This is a genomic window from Arthrobacter sp. SLBN-53 (assembly GCF_006715585.1).
In the GTDB taxonomy this organism is placed as follows: Bacteria; Actinomycetota; Actinomycetes; order Mycobacteriales; family Mycobacteriaceae; genus Mycobacterium; species Mycobacterium neoaurum_A.
On the sequence record NZ_VFNN01000001.1, the window covers coordinates 2,042,645 to 2,059,467 of the forward strand.

General features: G+C 68.6%; 18 protein-coding genes. 8 read left to right on the plus strand and 10 right to left on the minus strand.

Translation table 11 applies throughout. The annotated features are described in order from the left end of the window. Positions 1-6: 6 nt before the first annotated feature. Entirely contained in the window at positions 7-1,257 is a 1,251-nt protein-coding gene (locus FBY28_RS09670; protein ID WP_141866250.1) for a M18 family aminopeptidase, read from the minus strand. Between the two features lie 51 nt (positions 1,258-1,308). Here FBY28_RS09670 and FBY28_RS09675 point away from each other — a divergent pair, with 51 nt between their 5' ends. Together FBY28_RS09675 and FBY28_RS09680 are read left to right on the plus strand one after the other, a co-directional pair. After that, positions 1,309-2,334 (plus strand): Dyp-type peroxidase, encoded by a 1,026-nt coding sequence (locus FBY28_RS09675; protein ID WP_141866252.1) that lies wholly within the window; start codon positions 1,309-1,311, stop codon positions 2,332-2,334. Further along, positions 2,331-3,128 carry a family 1 encapsulin nanocompartment shell protein gene (locus FBY28_RS09680; RefSeq protein ID WP_141866254.1) on the plus strand — a complete coding sequence of 266 codons (798 nt, stop codon included), beginning with the start codon at positions 2,331-2,333 and terminating at the stop codon, positions 3,126-3,128. Before FBY28_RS09675 ends, FBY28_RS09680 begins: the two co-directional genes overlap by 4 nt. A 15-nt stretch (positions 3,129-3,143) precedes the next feature. Here FBY28_RS09680 and FBY28_RS09685 read toward each other — a convergent pair whose 3' ends face one another. The 3 genes from FBY28_RS09685 to purS are packed head-to-tail and all read right to left on the minus strand — an operon-like array spanning position 3,144 to position 4,941. Next, the gene (locus FBY28_RS09685; RefSeq protein ID WP_141866256.1) at positions 3,144-3,992 is read right to left on the minus strand and encodes a DUF4436 domain-containing protein; all 849 of its coding nucleotides are present in this window, start codon (positions 3,990-3,992) and stop codon (positions 3,144-3,146) included. A 26-nt stretch (positions 3,993-4,018) separates the two neighbouring features. Continuing rightward, entirely contained in the window at positions 4,019-4,705 is a 687-nt protein-coding gene (gene purQ, locus FBY28_RS09690) for a phosphoribosylformylglycinamidine synthase subunit PurQ (protein WP_141866258.1), read from the minus strand. Further along, positions 4,702-4,941: a phosphoribosylformylglycinamidine synthase subunit PurS gene (gene purS / locus FBY28_RS09695; protein WP_174241582.1), complete on the minus strand. Its 240-nt coding sequence runs from the start codon at positions 4,939-4,941 to the stop codon at positions 4,702-4,704. The genes purQ and purS overlap by 4 nt, the downstream gene beginning before the upstream one ends. A 78-nt stretch (positions 4,942-5,019) precedes the next feature. Between purS and FBY28_RS09700 the strand changes: the two genes are divergently transcribed. Next, the gene (locus FBY28_RS09700; protein ID WP_141866261.1) at positions 5,020-5,673 is read left to right on the plus strand and encodes an MBL fold metallo-hydrolase; all 654 of its coding nucleotides are present in this window, start codon (positions 5,020-5,022) and stop codon (positions 5,671-5,673) included. Between the two features lie 32 nt (positions 5,674-5,705). After that, complete coding sequence (locus tag FBY28_RS09705) at positions 5,706-6,302, plus strand: phosphatase PAP2 family protein (protein ID WP_216847602.1); 597 nt, start codon at positions 5,706-5,708, stop codon at positions 6,300-6,302. Here FBY28_RS09705 and FBY28_RS09710 read toward each other — a convergent pair. Genes FBY28_RS09710 through FBY28_RS09730 form a run of 5 tightly spaced genes read right to left on the minus strand, consistent with a single transcriptional unit; the run spans position 6,215 to position 12,294 of the window. Then, positions 6,215-7,858, minus strand: coding sequence for an FAD-binding dehydrogenase (locus FBY28_RS09710; protein WP_141866262.1), 1,644 nt, complete (start codon positions 7,856-7,858; stop codon positions 6,215-6,217). The genes FBY28_RS09705 and FBY28_RS09710 overlap by 88 nt on opposite strands. Positions 7,859-7,874: 16 nt before the next feature. Then, a complete protein-coding gene (locus FBY28_RS09715) occupies positions 7,875-8,579 on the minus strand; it encodes a DUF2334 domain-containing protein (protein ID WP_141866264.1) in 705 nt (234 codons plus the stop codon). Positions 8,580-8,638: 59 nt separating this feature from the next. Continuing rightward, positions 8,639-9,130: a glutathione peroxidase gene (locus tag FBY28_RS09720; protein ID WP_216847603.1), complete on the minus strand. Its 492-nt coding sequence runs from the start codon at positions 9,128-9,130 to the stop codon at positions 8,639-8,641. 30 nt (positions 9,131-9,160) lie between these two features. Beyond that, positions 9,161-11,365 carry a S9 family peptidase gene (locus FBY28_RS09725; RefSeq protein ID WP_216847604.1) on the minus strand — a complete coding sequence of 735 codons (2,205 nt, stop codon included), beginning with the start codon at positions 11,363-11,365 and terminating at the stop codon, positions 9,161-9,163. A gap of 29 nt (positions 11,366-11,394) precedes the next feature. Continuing rightward, entirely contained in the window at positions 11,395-12,294 is a 900-nt protein-coding gene (locus FBY28_RS09730) for a phosphoribosylaminoimidazolesuccinocarboxamide synthase (protein ID WP_141866267.1), read from the minus strand. Positions 12,295-12,324: 30 nt separating this feature from the next. Here FBY28_RS09730 and FBY28_RS09735 point away from each other — a divergent pair, with 30 nt between their 5' ends. Genes FBY28_RS09735 through FBY28_RS09750 form a run of 4 tightly spaced genes read left to right on the plus strand, consistent with a single transcriptional unit; the run spans position 12,325 to position 15,853 of the window. Continuing rightward, positions 12,325-12,936, plus strand: coding sequence for a hypothetical protein (locus FBY28_RS09735; RefSeq protein ID WP_141866269.1), 612 nt, complete (start codon positions 12,325-12,327; stop codon positions 12,934-12,936). Positions 12,937-12,982: 46 nt separating this feature from the next. Beyond that, entirely contained in the window at positions 12,983-14,002 is a 1,020-nt protein-coding gene (locus FBY28_RS09740) for an iron chelate uptake ABC transporter family permease subunit (RefSeq protein WP_141866271.1), read from the plus strand. Then, positions 13,999-15,042 carry a FecCD family ABC transporter permease gene (locus FBY28_RS09745; protein WP_141866274.1) on the plus strand — a complete coding sequence of 348 codons (1,044 nt, stop codon included), beginning with the start codon at positions 13,999-14,001 and terminating at the stop codon, positions 15,040-15,042. The genes FBY28_RS09740 and FBY28_RS09745 overlap by 4 nt, the downstream gene beginning before the upstream one ends. Positions 15,043-15,049: 7 nt before the next feature. Beyond that, positions 15,050-15,853: an ABC transporter ATP-binding protein gene (locus FBY28_RS09750; RefSeq protein ID WP_141866275.1), complete on the plus strand. Its 804-nt coding sequence runs from the start codon at positions 15,050-15,052 to the stop codon at positions 15,851-15,853. Here the strand turns inward: FBY28_RS09750 and FBY28_RS09755 are convergent. Further along, positions 15,850-16,815, minus strand: coding sequence for an ABC transporter substrate-binding protein (locus FBY28_RS09755; RefSeq protein WP_141866277.1), 966 nt, complete (start codon positions 16,813-16,815; stop codon positions 15,850-15,852). The genes FBY28_RS09750 and FBY28_RS09755 overlap by 4 nt on opposite strands. Positions 16,816-16,823 lie beyond the last annotated feature (8 nt).

The window sequence follows — 16,823 nt, forward strand, 5'->3', positions numbered from 1 at the left end:
GCACGACTATGGCGCCAGGAACGCCTGCAGTGCGGCCGCGTAGTCGGCAACGTCATGGGCGCCCATGATCTCGCGGGCCGAGTGCATGGCCAGCTGGGCGGCTCCGACGTCGACCGTGGGGATACCGGTGCCCGCCGAGGTCATCGGCCCGATCGTCGACCCGCACGGCAGATCGGCGCGGTGCTCGTAGCGCTGCAACGGGACCCCGGCTTGGGCACAGGCCAGCGCGAACGCCGCCGCGGTGCGCCCGTCGGTGGCATAGCGCAGGTTGGGGTGCACCTTGAGCACCGGGCCGCCGTTGACCTCGATCAGGTGACCGGGCTCATGCCGCTCCGGATAGTTCGGATGGGTGGCGTGCGCCATATCGCCGGACGCCACCATGGACTGCGAGAGTCGGCGCAAGAAGTCCTGCCGGTCACCGCCGGCGGCCAGGGTGATGCGTTCCAACACCGTGAGCAGCAGATCGGACTGGGCGCCGTGATCGGACTGCGAGCCGACCTCCTCGTGATCGAAGAGCGCCAGCACCGGCACCTGCCCGGTGGGCCGCGCGGCCAGCAGCGCCTGCACGCCGGCATGGCAGGTGACCTGATTGTCCAGCCGTGGTGCGCTGACGAAATCCCCGTCCACCCCGGTCACCGCGGACGGGGTCAGGTCATGGGTCATGAGGTCGAAACCGAGCACATCGGCCTCGCGTACCCCGGCCTGCTCGGCGACGTAGCCCACGAAGGAGCGTCGCTCACCGGTGCCCCAGACGGCATTGACATGCCGCTGCGGGTCCGGGCTGACACCCTTGCGGTCCTCGGAGAGGTGGATGGCCAGCTGCGGGACCCGCAGGATCGGATCGTCGATCCGCACCAGCCGATGCGCCACCTGGCCGCCGTCCACGACGGACAGCCGGCCGCTGATGCCGAGATCGCGGTCCAGCCAGGAATTCAGCCAGGCCCCGCCGTAGGGCGCCAGGGCGACCACCTGCCAGCCGGCCACGGCCCGGTCCGGGTGCTGCTTGACGCGCAGATTGGGGCTGTCGGTGTGCCCCCCGACGATTCGGAACGGCATATCGCCGGGCGTCGAGTCCCAGGCCACCAGCGAACCGGCCCGCACGACGAAGAACGTGCCGCCCGAGGCGGGCCAGACATCGGATTCGGAGAGTTCGGTGTACCCGGCGGCCTCCAGCTGCCGCGCGGCCGTCGCGCACACGTGGAACGGGGACGGCGAGGCGTCGATGAACTCACACAGGCTCTGGGGGGTAGCAGGCATCTTTTCATCTTGACCGGTGCGACGCCGTCCGGCCGCGCTAGGGTCTGCGATGTGTCCGATCTTGTTCCGCAGGCGGTGCTCGCGCCCCTGACCCCGGCGGCCATCTTCATGGTGGCCACGATCGACGACGGCGGCGAACAGACCGTCCACGATGCCCTCGGCGACATCTCGGGTCTGGTCCGCGCCATAGGGTTCCGTGATCCGACCAAGCATCTGTCGGTGATCACGTCGATCGGATCGCAGGCCTGGGACCGGTTGTTCAGCGGACCCCGCCCGGCCGAACTGCATCCGTTCATCGCGTTGGAGGGGCCGCGGCACACCGCCCCGTCGACGCCGGGTGATCTGTTGTTCCACCTGCGCGCCGAATCACTGGACGTGTGTTTCGAGTTGGCCGGCAAGATCGTCGCCGCGATGGACGGCGCAATCACCATCGTCGACGAGGTGCACGGCTTCAAGTTCTTCGACAACCGCGACCTGCTCGGCTTCGTCGACGGTACGGAGAACCCGGACGGTCCGGTGGCCGTGAGCGCCAGTCAGATCGGCGACGAGGATCCTGATTTCGCCGGCGGGTGTTACGTGCACGTGCAGCGCTACCTGCATGACATGTCGAGTTGGAACGCGCTGCCGGTGCAGGAGCAGGAGCGGGTGGTCGGGCGCACCAAGCTCGACGACATCGAGCTCGACGACGCCGTGAAACCGGCCAATTCGCATGTGGCGCTGAACGTCATCACCGACGAGCAGGGCAACGAGCTGAAGATCCTGCGCCACAACATGCCCTTCGGCGAGATCGGCAAGGGCGAGTACGGGACCTACTACATCGGATATTCGCGCACCGCCGCGGTCACCGAACGGATGCTGCGCAACATGTTCATCGGCGATCCGCCCGGCAACACCGATCGGATCCTGGATTTCTCCACCGCGGTGACCGGTTGCCTGTTCTTCACCCCGACGGCCGATTTCCTCGATGATCCGCCGCCCATGCCGGGTGCGGCCGAACCCGCCCCCACAGCAGCCCCCAGCACGCCCACGTATTCCGGTTCACTGTCGATCGGCAGCCTGAAAGGACAACCCCAATGAACAACCTGTACCGCGAGCTGGCGCCGGTCACCGACGAGGCGTGGGGCGAGATCGAGCAGGAGGCCACCCGCACCTTCAAGCGGCATATCGCCGGACGCCGGGTGGTCGACTGCACCGGCCCGACCGGTGCCACCACGGCTGCGGTGTCCACCGGCCATCTGCTGGACGTGACCTCCCCTGGCGACGGTGTGATCGCCCACCTACGCGACAGCCGCCCGCTCGTGCGGCTCCGGGTTCCGTTCACCATCACCCGCGATGCCATCGACGACGTGGAACGCGGCTCGCAGGACTCGGACTGGGATCCGGTCAAGGACGCCGCCAAGAAGCTGGCGTTCGCCGAGGATCGGGCGATCTTCGAGGGTTATGCGGCGGCCAACATCCAGGGCATCCGGGCGGGCAGTTCGAATCCCGGCCTGGCGCTGCCCGATGATCCGCGCGGCTATCCCGACGTGATCGCCCAGGCGCTCTCGGAGCTGCGCCTGGCCGGTGTCGACGGCCCCTACTCGGTGCTGCTGTCAGCCGACGCGTACACCAAGGTCAGCGAGACGACCGAGCATGGCTATCCGCTGCGTGAGCACCTCAACCGGGTGGTCGACGGTGACATCATCTGGGCCCCGGCCATCGATGGCGCCTTCGTGTTGTCCACCCGCGGGGGCGATTTCGATCTACAGCTGGGCACCGACGTGTCGATCGGCTATTCGAGCCACGATGCCGACACCGTGCAGCTGTACCTGCAGGAGACGTTCACGTTCCTGAACTACACCGCAGAGGCGTCGGTCGCGCTGTCCGCCTGATCCCGGCTCCGCCCGTCATCGCCTGTCGTCGGGCTCGGGTTTGAGGTGCCGCCACCAACAGGCGATGTAGATGCTCATGGAGGTGACCAGGGCCACCACCACCCAGAGCACCACGGTGACGTCCACCCACGCCCCCATGGGTGGCCCGTCGGGCAGCGCGTTGCGCAGCGGCACGACGGCGAACAGCATCGCCGCGAACCACGTCGTCATCGGCGGCTGGAATTTGCGCCGGTTGCGCAAGGTCTGCACCGCGACGACCACACCGAGCACGGCAATGGTGATCAGTGCGCCCACGATGATCGCGGCGAACGCGGCGGTGCTCGGCGAACGGTGCAGGTTCACCCGGTACACCGACGATGCGTCTGACTCGCCGCGCGCCGGAATGCTGAACATCCATCCGGGCACCCGGTCGACGAATGTGGCCCAGGTCGACTCCGGGATCCGGTCGTCGCCGCTCACCACCGAGACGGTGATGGGTCCGGATCGATAACGGTCGAACGGGTACGCACCGGGGTCACCGCCGATGGTCAGCGCGACGGGGAAGACACCTGGCACGGTGCCCGCGGGCCAGCTGCGGGTGGTCGGCGTGACGGCCGAATAGATCGTGACGCTGAGGTCTTCGGTCAGGCCCTGCGTATCGGGATCGATCAGCCCCGGCCCGGGGGTGACGGTCACATTGGCGACCATCTCGCCCTTGACCGCGTGTACCTCCTCCAGGTCGAAGGTGACCGAGGTCTGGTCCGCCACGGGCTGATCGACGGGTATCTCCGCAGGACCACCGAGGCCGGTGACCGCGTACAGGACGATCGTCGTGACGTATGCCGCGATGATCGCGAGGATCCCGAGCACGACACGAAACTTCATATGGGCCTTCCCGATGGAGCGACAGTTCAGGCCGTGAGCACCGCATCCAGGGCGGAGTAGAAAAGGCCGAGACCGTCATCGGAGGGGCCCGTCAACGGCTCGGTGGCGTGCTCGGGATGTGGCATCAATCCGACGACGCGGCCGTTGGCCGAGCTGATCCCGGCGATACCGCGCATCGAGCCGTTGAGGTTCTCGCGGTACCGGAAGACCACCCGGCCCTCCCCCTCGAGCTCGTCGAGCACCTCCGCCGACGCCACGTAACGGCCCTCGCCGGACTTCAACGGCACCAACAGATCTGCGTCCTGCTCGTAGCGGGTGGTCCACGCCGTCGAGTTCGACGCCACCTGCAGCCACACGTCGCGGCAGATGAAGTGCAGTCCCTCGTTGCGGGTCAGCGCCCCCGGCAGCAGCCCGGATTCGCACAGCACCTGGAAACCGTTGCAGATCCCCAGCACCGGCAGCCCCTTGGCCGCCGCATCGACGACCGACCGCATCACCGGCGCGAAGCTGGCGATGGCACCGGCGCGCAGATAGTCACCGTAGGAGAAGCCGCCGGGCACCACGACCGCGTCGACGCCCTTGAGATCGGCGTCGGCATGCCACAGGCTGACCGCTTCCCCACCGGCCAGCCGGACCGCGCGGGCGGCATCGACATCATCGAGCGTGCCAGGGAACGTGATGACGCCGATCTTGCCGACTGGCCCGACGGTCACACGTCCTCCCGGCTCACCGAGAACTCCTCGATGACGGTGTTCGCCAGCAGCGACTCGGCGATCTCGTTGAGCGCCTCATCGGACACCGAATCGTCGACCTCGAGCTCGAATCGCTTGCCTTGGCGCACATCGGACACGCCGCTGTGGCCGAGCCGGCCCAGCGCGCCGACGATGGCCTGTCCCTGCGGGTCGAGGATCTCGGCCTTGGGCATCACGTGCACTACGACGCGGGCCACGGGCGCTCCTTCTCGGGTTCGGTACGGGTCGTGAACGGTCATCACTGTACCGGCGCGCCGTCGGGCCACAATGGAGCCATGCAACTGACGCACTTCGGCCACTCGTGCCTGCTCGCGAGCTTCCCGGATGGCACCGGAAAACAGACCACGGTGCTGTTCGATCCGGGCACCTTCTCGCATGGTTTCGAGGGCATCACCGGACTCGACGCGATCATGATCACCCATCAGCATCCCGACCACGCCGATCCCGCCCGGCTACCGGCACTGGTGGAGGCAAACCCGCAGGCCGCGCTGTACGCCGACCCGCAGACCGCGGCGCAGCTCGGCGGCGGCTGGCAGGCCGTGCACGCCGGGGACAGCTTCACCCTGGGGCACCTGTCGGTGCGCGGGGTCGGGGGTACCCATGCGGTCATCCACCCCGAGCTGCCGACGATCGACAACACGTCCTATCTCATCGGCGATGCCGATCACCCGGCCCGGTTGATGCATCCCGGCGATGCGTTGTTCGTGCCAGGCGAACCGGTCGACGTGTTGGCCACGCCGGCGGCCGCACCCTGGATGAAGGTGTCCGAGGCGGTCGACTATCTGCGCGCCGTCGCGCCGACCCGGGCGGTGCCCATCCATCAGGGCATCATCGAGCCGTCCGCGCGCGGAATCTTCTACGGCAGGCTCTCGGAGATGACAGACACCGACTTCCAGGTGCTCGATCCCGAGAACGGGACCCAGTTCTGATCCCGCGCCCGATTCTGCTGTGGTGGCCGCCGGTGGGCATCACGGCGATGGTCGTGCTCGGGGTGGTCGTCGGCCACGGGCCGACGACCTTCGACGATTCGGCACTGACGGTGCTGCAGCGCATCTTCGGTCGCGAGCCGATCTGGATGCTCTACTTCAGCTGGTCGCTGACGATGATGGTGACGCTGGCCGTCGCGGTGCTGATCGCGCTGATCCGACGGCGGTGGCGGCTGGCGGTGGTGGTGGCACTCTGCCCGCTGGTGTCGGTGTTCATCACCCGGCTGCTCAAACCGCTGTTCGGCCGCTACAAGGGCGATGCGTTGGCCTATCCGAGCGGGCACACCACGGTCGCGATCACCGTGACGGCGATGCTCGTGGTGGCCACCGGTTATGTGCTGTGGGTGACGGTGCTGGCCGGGGTGGTCGGGGTGATCGGTGCCCTGAGCATGGCGACCACCGATCTGCACTACCTGACCGACAACATCGGTTCGGTGTTCTTCGCCACCGCGATGGTGTGCCTGGCCATCCTGGCCGCCGGGCCTCAGGCCGTGGCGTCCGCGGCGGCGCGGCCCGCCGCCCGGCCGGAGAACACGCAACCGCCGAGGAACGTGCCCTCCAAGGAGCGGTAACCGTGCACGCCGCCACCGCCGAATCCGGCGGCCTCCCCGGCGGCGTAGAGCCCGTCGAACACCGAGCCGTCCTGGCGCAGCGCGCGGGCCTGCAGGTCGGTTTCCAGACCGCCCAACGACTTCCTGGTCAGGATGTGCAGCTTCACCGCGATCAGCGGCCCGGCCTTCGGGTCGGTCAGCCGGTGCGGCGCGACCACCCGAGCGATCCGGTCCGGCAGATACTCGCGGGCGCCGCGGATCGCGGTGATCTGGCTGTCCTTGCTGAACTTGTTGGCCACCTCCCGGTCGCGCGCGGTGACCTCGGCCTCGACGGTGGCGTAGTCCAGCGGTTCGACGTCGGGGACGCCGTTCATCGCGGCCACCAATTCCCGCAACGTGTTCCCGGTGACGAAGTCGACACCCTTGTCGACGAACGCTCGCACCGGCGCCGGTCCGCCGTCGCGTCCGCGGGCGAGCACCGCCCGGACGCTGCGCCCGGTCAGATCGGGGTTCTGTTCCTGGCCGGACAGCCCGAACTCCTTGGCGATGATGCGGGCGTTGAGCACGAACCAGGTGTAGTCCTGGCCGGTGGTGGCGATGTACTCCAGCGTGCCCAGCGTGTCGAATCCCGGGTACAGCGGCACCGGGAGGCGTTTGCCGGTGGCGTCCAGCCACAGCGACGACGGGCCGGGCAGGATGCGGATGCCGTGGTCGGGCCAGATCGGGTCGTAGTTGGTGATGCCCTCGGTGTAGTGCCACATGCGGTCGCTGTTGATGATGCTCGCGCCTGCTGACTCACTGATCTGCAGCATCCGGCCGTCGACGTGGGCGGGCACGCCGGACAGCAGCTGCTTGGGCACCCGGCCCATCCTGGCCGGCCAGTTCTTGCGCACCAGCTCGTGATTACCGCCGATACCGCCGCTGGCCACGATGACGGCCTGGGCGCGCAACGCGAACTCGCCGACGGTGTTGCGTGACGATGGCGCACCGCGGGGTGCGTCGGAGGGCTCCAGTACCGCGCCGCGCACCCCGACCACCGATCCGTCCTCGACGATCAGCTCGTCGACGCGGTGCCGGTGGGCGAACGTGGCCCGCGGCTGTCGATGCAACCGGCGCGCGAAGACATCGACCAGCGCGGGCCCGGTGCCCCAGGTGATGTGGAATCGCGGCACCGAGTTGCCGTGGCCCAGCGCGCCGTAGCCGCCGCGTTCGGCCCAGCCGACCATCGCGAAGGTCTGCAACCCGCGCTCACGCAACCAGCTGCGCTTCTCGCCCGCGGCGAAGTCGACATAGGCGTGTGCCCACTGGCGGGGCCAGTGGTCCTCCTCGCGGTCGAAACCCGCACTGCCCAGCCAGTCCTGCAGCGCCAGTTCGTGGCTGTCGCGGATGCCGAGGCGGCGCTGCTCGGGGCTGTCGACCAGGAAGAGCCCACCGAAGGACCAGTACGCCTGGCCGCCGATGTTGGCGGCATTCTCCTGATCGACGATCAGTACGCGGCGTCCGCGTTCGATCAGCTCCGCGGCAGCGACCAGTCCGGCCAGTCCCGCACCCACCACGATCACATCGGCATCAGCCATGCCGACAAACCTAGTCTCAGGCGGCGTCGGTGAGGGCGGGATCGGCCTCCCACCGATAGGTGTCGGGGCGACAGCCCTGCCCGAGGGCACGGTCGATGGCGTCCAGGACGGCCCGGCGCGGGCCGGTCTCGGCCAGCTGACGGGCCGAGACCACCAGCCGCACGGTGCCACCCCGGCGGGCGGTGCGTTCGGCGGAGAGCACCAGCGTGCGGCACCACCACGGCTCGGTCAGGAAGCCGGCACCGATGCCGAGCACCCGGGTCCGCTCGGTGCGGCCACGGACCAGGTCGGTGACACCGGTGAGACCGGCCAGCAGGCGGAAGCCGTTGCGCGGCAACGCCGCGACGGCGCCGTCGGATACCGTCCACCCGGGCGCGGCGAACAACCGGGTGCGCAGCCCGAGGTGTTCCATCGCCCGGTCGGCGCCCAGCAGGCGCAGATTCGCCTCGTGCGCGGGCAGCGTGGCGAACTCGCTGCGGCGCTTCTTGGTGGCGGCCTCGTCGAACCCGTGCAGGACGATGGCGTCCCCGGCGGCGCGCCGCTCGGCCAGCCAGCCCACCGTGCGCGGGTCGTGTTCCAGCCGGTAGCCGCCCTTCAGGCGCGGGGCGACCAGCAGCGACACCGGGATGCCACGGTTGTCGAGGTCCTCGCAGAACTCATCCGCTGCGGCCAGGGTGCGGTCCCTGATCCCGGAGATCGAGACGATCAGTTCGGCAGTCACACCCGCAGTCTGGCAACGTCAGATGTCGCGACGGTTGCGAACACCCGGACGCCAGTTGGCTATCTGGGGAGTACGGCCTCGATGGCGCTGAGCACCTCCGGGTCGTCAGGTTCGGTGCGCGGCCGGAACCGGTTGACCACCGTGCCGTCCGGCCCGATCAGGAACTTCTCGAAGTTCCACTGGACATCGCCCGCGGCACCCTCGGCATCGGCGGACTTGGTGAGCTCCGCGTAGAGCGGGTGCCGGTCGGCACCGTTGACATCGGTCTTGGCCAGCAGCGGGAAGGTCACCCCGTAGGTCGAGGAGCAGAAGGATTGGATCTCCTCGGCCGTGCCGGGCTCCTGTCCCATGAACTGGTTGCACGGCACGCCGACCACGGTCAGACCGCGCGCGGCATAGTCGCGCGCCAGCCTCTCCAGGGCGGCGTACTGGGGGGTCAGACCACATCTGGAGGCGACGTTGACCACCAGCGTTGCGCCGTCGGACAATTCGCTCAGCGTCGCGGTACCGCCGTCGAGCATGGTCAGCGGGATGTTGTGCAAGCTCACCATCTCGACGCTAGCGGCCGATCCTGCCCGACGCTAGAGTTTGGGTCCGCCGAACAGGCTGTGCACCTGTCCCTGCCCGTGATTCTGCGGGTCGGCGGTGGCCAGGATCCAGGCGTACTGGAAGGCCGCTTCCTTCCAGCGCTCGTACCGGCCGCTGATCCCGCCGTGCCCGGCGACCATCTCGGTCTTGAGCAGCACCCTGGCGGTATCGGGAGCCAGTTGCGCGTGACGCAGGGCGGCGACCCACTTGGCCGGTTCGGTGTAGTAGACCCTGGTGTCGTTGAGCGAGGTCATCGCGAGCACAGCCGGGTAGTCCAGGGACGCGACGTTCTCGTACGGCGAGTACGCCTTCATGTACTCGTAGACATCCTTGTCCGCCAGCGGGTTTCCCCATTCGTCCCATTCGGTGACGGTCAGCGGCAGGGACGGATCCAAGATGGTGGTCAGCGGGTCGACGAACGGCACCTGAGCCAGCACCCCGGCGAACAGGTGCGGGGCGATGTTGAGCACCGCACCGACCAGCAGACCACCGGCGCTGCCGCCGAGTGCGACCAGATTGGTGGGCCGGGTCAGGTCGGTGGTGATCAGGTGCTCGGCGACGGCGACGAAGTCGGTGAACGAATTGGTCTTCTTGAGCAGCTTGCCGTCCTCGTACCAGGGCCGCCCCAACTCGCCGCCGCCGCGGACATGCGCGACGGCGAACACCATGCCGCGGTCCAGCAGGGACAGCCGCGCGATGGAAAACCGCGGGTCCTCGCAGGATTCGTAGGCGCCGTACCCGTACAGCAGCGTCGGCGCGGGGAAAGCCAAGCCGGCCCGGTGCACGATCGAGATCGGGATCCGCGCACCGTCGGCGGCGACGGCCCAATCGCGGCGTTCGACGTAATCCTCCGGCCGGTAATCGCCCAGCACGGGTTGCTCGCGCAGCAGCGTCCGCTCGCCGGTGACCAGATCCAGATCGTAGATGCGCACCGGGATCACCCAGGACACCGCGCCGACCCGCAGCTTCGGCGAGGACCAGTTGGGGTTGCCACCCAGCCCCGCCGACATCAGCTCGGACTCGAACGCGATCTCGGTCGGCGTTCCATAGGAGCCGTCGGATCCGATGGGCCACAGCTGAATACGGGGTAGCGCCTCGCGGCGGTAGCTGACCACCAGATGCGTCGCGAACGCGTCGACCCCGTCGAGGCGGACATCGTCGCGGTGCTCGATCAGCGTCCTGAACGCCGTCGGGTCGCTGACCGGTGCGTCGACGAGGGTGAAGTTGACCGCGCCGTCGTTGTGCAGGATCAGGAAGCGATCCTCACCGCCGACCACCGCGTGCTCGACGGAGTACTCCACGCCATCGCGCCGCGGCAGGACGACCGTGAACGGCGCTTCCGGATCGGCGGCATCGGCGTAGCGGATCTCGGTGGTGATCGCACTGCCCGCGGCGATGATGACGTACTTGTCGCTGCGGGTGCGCCCGACGCCGAGCCAATACCGTTCGTCTGCCTCGTGATACACCTTCTGGGCGGGCAACCCGGAGCCGAGGCGGTGCCGCCACACGGTGTCCGGACGCCATGCGTCATCGACGGTGACGTAGTACACCGACTGGTTGTCCGCACCCCAGGTCGCCCCGGAGCCGATACCGACGATGGTGTCCTCATAGAGCTGGTTGGTACGTAAGTCCTTGAACCGCAGGGTATATCGCTCGTCACCCTTGACGTCCACCGAGTAGGCCAGGATGTTGCCGTCGACGCTGACGCTGACCGCGCCGAGGGAGAAGAACTCGTGCCCTTCGGCCTCGACGTTCTCGTCGAGCAGGATCTGCTCACCGGCGACGGCGGTGTTCTCGTCGAGTTCGGGGGGCGTCCAGTCATCCGGATCGCTGATCGGGCAACGGCAGTGCACGCCGTACTGCTTGCCCTCGAAGCTGCGCGCGTAGTACCACCAGTTGCCGCGCCTGGTCGGGATGGAGAGATCGGTCTCCTTGGTGCGCGCCTTGATCTCGTCGAAGATCCGCTGCCGCAGCGGCGCCAGCACAGCGGTGGCCGCCTCGGTGTGTGCGTTCTCGGCCTCCAGGTGCGCGATGACCTCTGGGTTGTCCTTGTCGCGCAACCATTCGTAGGGATCGATGAACACATCCCCGTGGTGCTCGCGGCGGTGCTCGACCCGCTTGGCCACCGGGGCCGGGGCGGCGGAGAGGTCGCGAGCGTCGCTCGCCGGCTGCTGATTCGCTCCGCGAGCGTCGCTCATCGGCTGTTGATTCGCTCCGCGAGCGTCGCTCATGCGCCAATCCAATCGGAGAAACTCAAACCCGAAATCCTCTCGTAGGCCTCGATATAGCGGGCCCGGGTGGCGGCCGCGATCTCGGCGGGCAGCGGCGGCGGTGGCGCGTCACCGCCGCGGTCCCACCCCGAGTCCGGCCCGGTCAGCCAGTTGCGGACGAACTGCTTGTCATAGCTGGGCTGCACCACGCCCTCCTGGTAGGAGTCCGCGGGCCAGTACCGAGACGAGTCCGGGGTCAGCACCTCGTCGGCGAGCACCAGTTCACCGGCGGTGTCCCCACTGGTGGAGATGCCGAACTCGAACTTGGTGTCGGCGAGGATGATACCCTTGCTCAACGCGTGCTCGGCGGCGCGGCTGTAGATGTTCAGTGTCGCCTCACGCAGCCGGTCGGCGCGCTGCGCGCCCACCAGCTCGACGACCGCGTCGAAGGAGACGTTCTCGTCGTGTGCGCCGATCTCGGCCTTGGTCGCCGGGGTGAACAACGGCTCGGCGAACTTGCTGGCCTCGACCAGACCGGTGGGCAGCGCGATCCCGCATACCGACCCCGAGCGCTGGTAGTCCAGCAGCCCCGAACCGGTCAGGTAGCCGCGCGCCACACACTCCACCGGCAGCATCTCCAATGCGCGGACCACCAGGGCGCGGCCCAGCACCTCCTGGGGGATGCGCTCGTCATCCGGCGGTCCGGCCAGGTGATTGGGCACGGCGAGGTGGTCGAAGAAGAAGACGCTCATCGCGGTGAGGATCCGGCCCTTGTCCGGAATCTCGGTGTCCAGGATGTGGTCGAACGCCGAGATGCGGTCAGAGGCGACGAACAGCAGGTGGTCGGCGTCGATGCGGTACAACTCGCGTACCTTGCCGCTGGCCAGGTGCTGGTAGTCGGTCAGAGCTGGGCGCATTGGCCCACCCTATGTGCTGGGATCAATTCCATGAGACTGCGGTACCTGCCCTATGCCACCAAGCCCGGCCGGTTGCTGGCCCAGATCGTCAGCGATGTCGTCGTCATCGGATGGACCGTGATCTGGGTGCTGGTGGGCAGCGCGGTGTACGCCGCCGTGGCCACCATCGCCGAGGTGGGCCGTCAGGTGCACGACGGCGCCGACGGTGTGTCCGGCAGCCTGGACTCCGCCGGCAACAGCGTCGACGGTGTGCCGCTCATCGGCAACGGGTTGAGCGGCCCGCTGCGGGCCGCCGCCGATGCCGCCGCCGAGATTGCCGGTGCCGGTCAGAATCTCGATTCCACGGCAACCTGGCTGGCCTGGGTGCTGGCGGTCGCGGTGGCGGCGACACCGATCCTCGCGGTGGCCATGCCGTGGCTCTACCTGCGGATTCGGTTCTTCCGCCGCAAGTTGACGGTGCTCACGCTGGCCTCCACGCATGCCGGGCAGGAACTGTTGGCCATGCGGGCGCTGGCCAACCGCCCGCTGGCGAAGCTGACGGCGGTGGATCCCGATCCGATCGGTGCGTGGCGTCGTGACGACCGCCCCGCCATCCGTGGTCTGGCGTTGCTCGAACTGCACGCGGCGGGCGTTCGCCTGTAGGGAGGTGGGCCCGCACGGCCACCGGACGGTGAGTTAGCGTGCCCTTATGTCGTCGGCCGTCGCAGTCAGCGTGCGCGACCGCCGGCCCGCCGGTCTGGTCCTGGCCATCGCGATGCTGGGGCTGATGTGCGTGCTCAGCCTGGCGATCGGCACCGAGAGCGTCGCGCTCTCGACGGTATGGCAGGCCGTGACCGATTACACCGACACCGGCAATCAGTGGATCGTGCACGACCTGCGCATCCCGCGGACCGTGCTGGGCATCGTGGTGGGCATCGCGCTCGGTCTGTCCGGGGCCTTGATCCAGGGACTGACGCGTAATCCATTGGCGGACAGCCAGATCCTGGGCATCGATGCCGTCGCCGGATTGTTCGTCGTCGCGGCGATCGCGTTCCTGCACATGAGTTCGCTGCTGACCTACGTCTGGTTCGCCTTCCTCGGCGCGGCGGTCGCCATGGTGCTGGTCTACCTGGTCGGGACCGCCGGTCGCGCCGTCGTGACCCCGGTGCGGATGCTGTTGGCCGGCGTCGCGGTGGGTGCGGTGGCCGACGGCGTCTCCTTCACCATCCGACTGCAGAACCCGCGGGCCTTCGACTCCATGCGATTCTGGGATGCGGGCGCGCTCGACGGCCGCGGACTGGACGCCATCTGGGTGGTGACGCCGTTCATCGTGGTGGGCGCGATGTTGTGCTTCTACGTCAGCCGCGGACTCAATGCGATCGCCCTCGGTGACGATCTGGCCGTCGCCATGGGCGGCAACATCGCGCGGACCCGGGCGCTCGGACTGGTCGCGGTGACGCTGCTGGCCGGGGCGGCGACCGCCGCAGCCGGTCCGATCGGCTTCGTCGGGTTGATGGTCCCCCATGCGGTGCGCTGGTTCACCGGCCCGGACTGGCGGTGGATCTGCGCCTTCTGTGTGGTCGCCGGGCCCGCGCTGCTGCTGGCCGCCGATATCGTCGGGCGCGTGGTGGTGCCACCCGGCGAGCTACCGGCCGGCATCGTCACCGCCTTCCTCGGCGCCCCGGTCCTGATCTGGCTGGTGCGCCGCACCCGGGCGAGCGCCCTGTGAGTATCGATTTCGGCCGCCCGCAGCTGGTGCTGCGGCGCGGCACCGCGGTGGCGTTGCGGGCATCGTGGCGCAGCATCGCGGTGCTGTCCGCGCTGGGCGCCGCCGCGCTGGTGTTGGCGGTGCTGGCCCTCGGCGTCGGTGAGTACCCGGTCTCCCCCGCCGAGGTCGTCGCCGTGCTCACCGGTTCCGATCGCAGCTTCACCAGCGTCGTGGTGCTGCAGTGGCGCATGCCGCGCATCGTCGCGGCCCTGGTCATCGGCGCGGCGCTGGGGGTTTCCGGCGCGATCTTCCAGGCCCTGACGCGCAATCCGCTGGGCAGTCCCGATGTCATCGGATTCGGGTTCGGTTCCTACACCGGCGCGTTGGTCGCGATCGCCGTCTTCGGTGGCGGCTACTACCTCACCGCCGGCGGTGCGGTGATCGGCGGTCTGCTGACCGCGGTGGCGGTCTATCTGCTGGCCTACCGCAACGGCATCGCCGGTTTCCGGCTGATCATCGTCGGTATCGCGGTCAGCGCCGTGCTCAGCTCGCTGAACCAATGGATCATCCTCAAGCTCAAGCTGCACCAGGCGGTGACGGCGGCCATCTGGCAGCAGGGCACGCTCAACGGCCTGCGGTGGGAGCAGGTGGGCCCGGTGCTGGTCTGCGTGGCGATCGCGCTGCTCGGCGTCGTGGCCATCGGCCCGCAACTGCAGGTGCTGCAGATGGGTGACGACGTGGCGGGCGCGCTCGGGATCAGCCCGGAACGCGCCAGGTTGGCCTACTTCGGGGCCGGGGTGGTGTTGATCGCGGTGGCGACGGCGGCCGCCGGGCCGATCTCGTTCGTCGCGCTGGCCGCCCCACAGCTGGTTCGCCGGTTGACCGCGACGCCCGGGGTCGGACTGGTGTCCTCGGCGGTGATGGGCGCCGTCCTGCTGCTCGCCAGCGATCTGATCGCGCTGCGCATCTTCGCCCCCGCCGAGCTTCCGGTGGGGGCGGTCACGGTGGTGGCCGGCGGGTTGTATCTGGTCTGGCTGTTGATCATTCAGGCACGGCGATAGGGAGAACATGGCAACGTTGCGCGCGCAGGACCTGACACTGGGCTACTCGGACACCCCGATCGTGGCCGGTTTGAACGCCGAGATCGCCGAGGGTGCCATCACCGCGATCGTGGGGCCCAACGCCTGCGGGAAGTCGACACTGCTGCGCGGACTGGCCCGGCTGCTGCGCCCCGCCGGGGGGCAGGTGCTCCTCGATGGTGCCGATATCAGCTCGCTGCGCACCAAGGATGTCGCCCGCAAGCTGGGCCTGCTCCCGCAGTCCTCGATCGCGCCGGAGGGCATCACGGTCGCCGATCTGGTTGCCCGGGGCCGATTCCCGCATCAGCGGGCGCTTCGGCAGTTCACCCGCGACGACGAGGTGTCGGTGGCCGAGGCGATGGCGGCCACCGGTGTGACGGCCCTTTCCGGACGGGCCGTCGACGAGTTGTCCGGCGGTCAGCGGCAACGGGTCTGGGTGGCGATGGTGCTGGCCCAGCAGACCCCGCTGATCCTGCTGGACGAGCCGACCACGTTCCTCGACATCGCCCACCAGATCGAATTGCTGGACCTGTTCGCCGAACTCAACGACACCCAGGGCCGCACCATCGTCGCGGTGCTGCACGATCTCAACCATGCGTGCCGCTTCGCCGATCAGATCATCGCGATGAAGGCCGGCCGCATCGTCGCCCAGGGCGAGCCGGCGCGGGTGATCACCGCAGACCTCGTCGAGGATGTCTACGGCATGAAATGCCAGATCATCGACGATCCGGAAACCGGCACACCACTGGTGGTTCCGCGGGCCTCGCCGCGCGACCGCGCCCGCCGTCGCTAGGAGTCCGACAGGTCGGCGACCGGCCTGCCGGCCACGGCGTTGCTCAACTGCGGAACCAGCAGGTCGATGGCGTAGAGCAGGGCGTTGGGCCCGCCGTAGGCCAGGGCGCCGCTGAGGGTCGACTCCGATCCGGCGTAGAGGGTGCGGTCCTCGCGCACCACGGCCAGTCGCTGGAATGCCGGTGACCCCGCCAGCTGCTGCTTGGTGACCCCGTTGACGAACAGCACGTCACCCTCGAGCAGGCTCAGCTTCTCCTGGGAGACCTCACCGACGGTGTCCTGCGCGCCGAACCCGAGCTCGTCGAACAGGGCGCGGCGCGGGTCACCCTTGCCGATCAGGTAGGGCGCGTCGACCTCGGAGCTGAAATCGGCGACCAGGGTCTTGCCCGCGAAGTCCGGATGATCGCTGGTGGCCTGCGCGATCTTGGCGTCGACCTGGTCGACGAGTTCCTTGGCCCGCTGCTCCTTGCCCAGCGCCTTGCCGGTGGTCAGAAGCTGCACGTCCCATGGGGTTTCCTCGTCCGGGTAATCGGCGGACTGGATCACCGTCGGCGCGATCTGGGACAGCTGGTCGTAGGTCTTCTGGTCGATGGTCTCGTAGATGGCGAAGATGACGTCGGGCTTGGCGGCGGCGACGGCCTCGAAGTTGATGGTGTCGCCCTCGATGACCGGCACGCCCTTACCGTCGGTCTCGGCCTTGACCCAGGGGAAGTCGTTGTAGTTGTCGTACCAGGCGCGGGTCCCCACCGGGACGACGCCCAGGGCCAGCACGAAGTCCTGGTCGTTCCAGCCCATCGTGACGATGTTGCGCGGATTGGCAGGCACCGTCGTCTCGCCGAACTTGTGCGAGATGGTGACGGCGTCCCCGGCGGCCCCGGGATCGGCAGGCTCGTTGCTCGCGCATCCTGCGAGGACGCCGACGGCCAGGACGAGGGTGGCCAGCATGGCCGTGACACGCAGCATTAGGCCAG

What these genes read in the sequence shown, in the direction of transcription:
- FBY28_RS09730 (WP_141866267.1), bottom strand. Translation starts at nt 12,294, where the DNA reads ATGCGCCCAGCTCTGACCGACTACCAGCACCTGGCCAGCGGCAAGGTA.
- FBY28_RS09725 (WP_216847604.1), bottom strand. Translation starts at nt 11,365, where the DNA reads ATGAGCGACGCTCGCGGAGCGAATCAGCAGCCGGCGAGCGACGCTCGC.
- FBY28_RS09735 (WP_141866269.1), top strand. Translation starts at nt 12,325, where the DNA reads ATGAGACTGCGGTACCTGCCCTATGCCACCAAGCCCGGCCGGTTGCTG.
- FBY28_RS09750 (WP_141866275.1), top strand. Translation starts at nt 15,050, where the DNA reads ATGGCAACGTTGCGCGCGCAGGACCTGACACTGGGCTACTCGGACACC.
- FBY28_RS09685 (WP_141866256.1), bottom strand. Translation starts at nt 3,992, where the DNA reads ATGAAGTTTCGTGTCGTGCTCGGGATCCTCGCGATCATCGCGGCATAC.
- FBY28_RS09740 (WP_141866271.1), top strand. Translation starts at nt 12,983, where the DNA reads ATGTCGTCGGCCGTCGCAGTCAGCGTGCGCGACCGCCGGCCCGCCGGT.
- FBY28_RS09670 (WP_141866250.1), bottom strand. Translation starts at nt 1,257, where the DNA reads ATGCCTGCTACCCCCCAGAGCCTGTGTGAGTTCATCGACGCCTCGCCG.
- FBY28_RS09720 (WP_216847603.1), bottom strand. Translation starts at nt 9,130, where the DNA reads ATGGTGAGCTTGCACAACATCCCGCTGACCATGCTCGACGGCGGTACC.
- FBY28_RS09710 (WP_141866262.1), bottom strand. Translation starts at nt 7,858, where the DNA reads ATGGCTGATGCCGATGTGATCGTGGTGGGTGCGGGACTGGCCGGACTG.
- FBY28_RS09680 (WP_141866254.1), top strand. Translation starts at nt 2,331, where the DNA reads ATGAACAACCTGTACCGCGAGCTGGCGCCGGTCACCGACGAGGCGTGG.
- FBY28_RS09755 (WP_141866277.1), bottom strand. Translation starts at nt 16,815, where the DNA reads ATGCTGCGTGTCACGGCCATGCTGGCCACCCTCGTCCTGGCCGTCGGC.
- FBY28_RS09700 (WP_141866261.1), top strand. Translation starts at nt 5,020, where the DNA reads ATGCAACTGACGCACTTCGGCCACTCGTGCCTGCTCGCGAGCTTCCCG.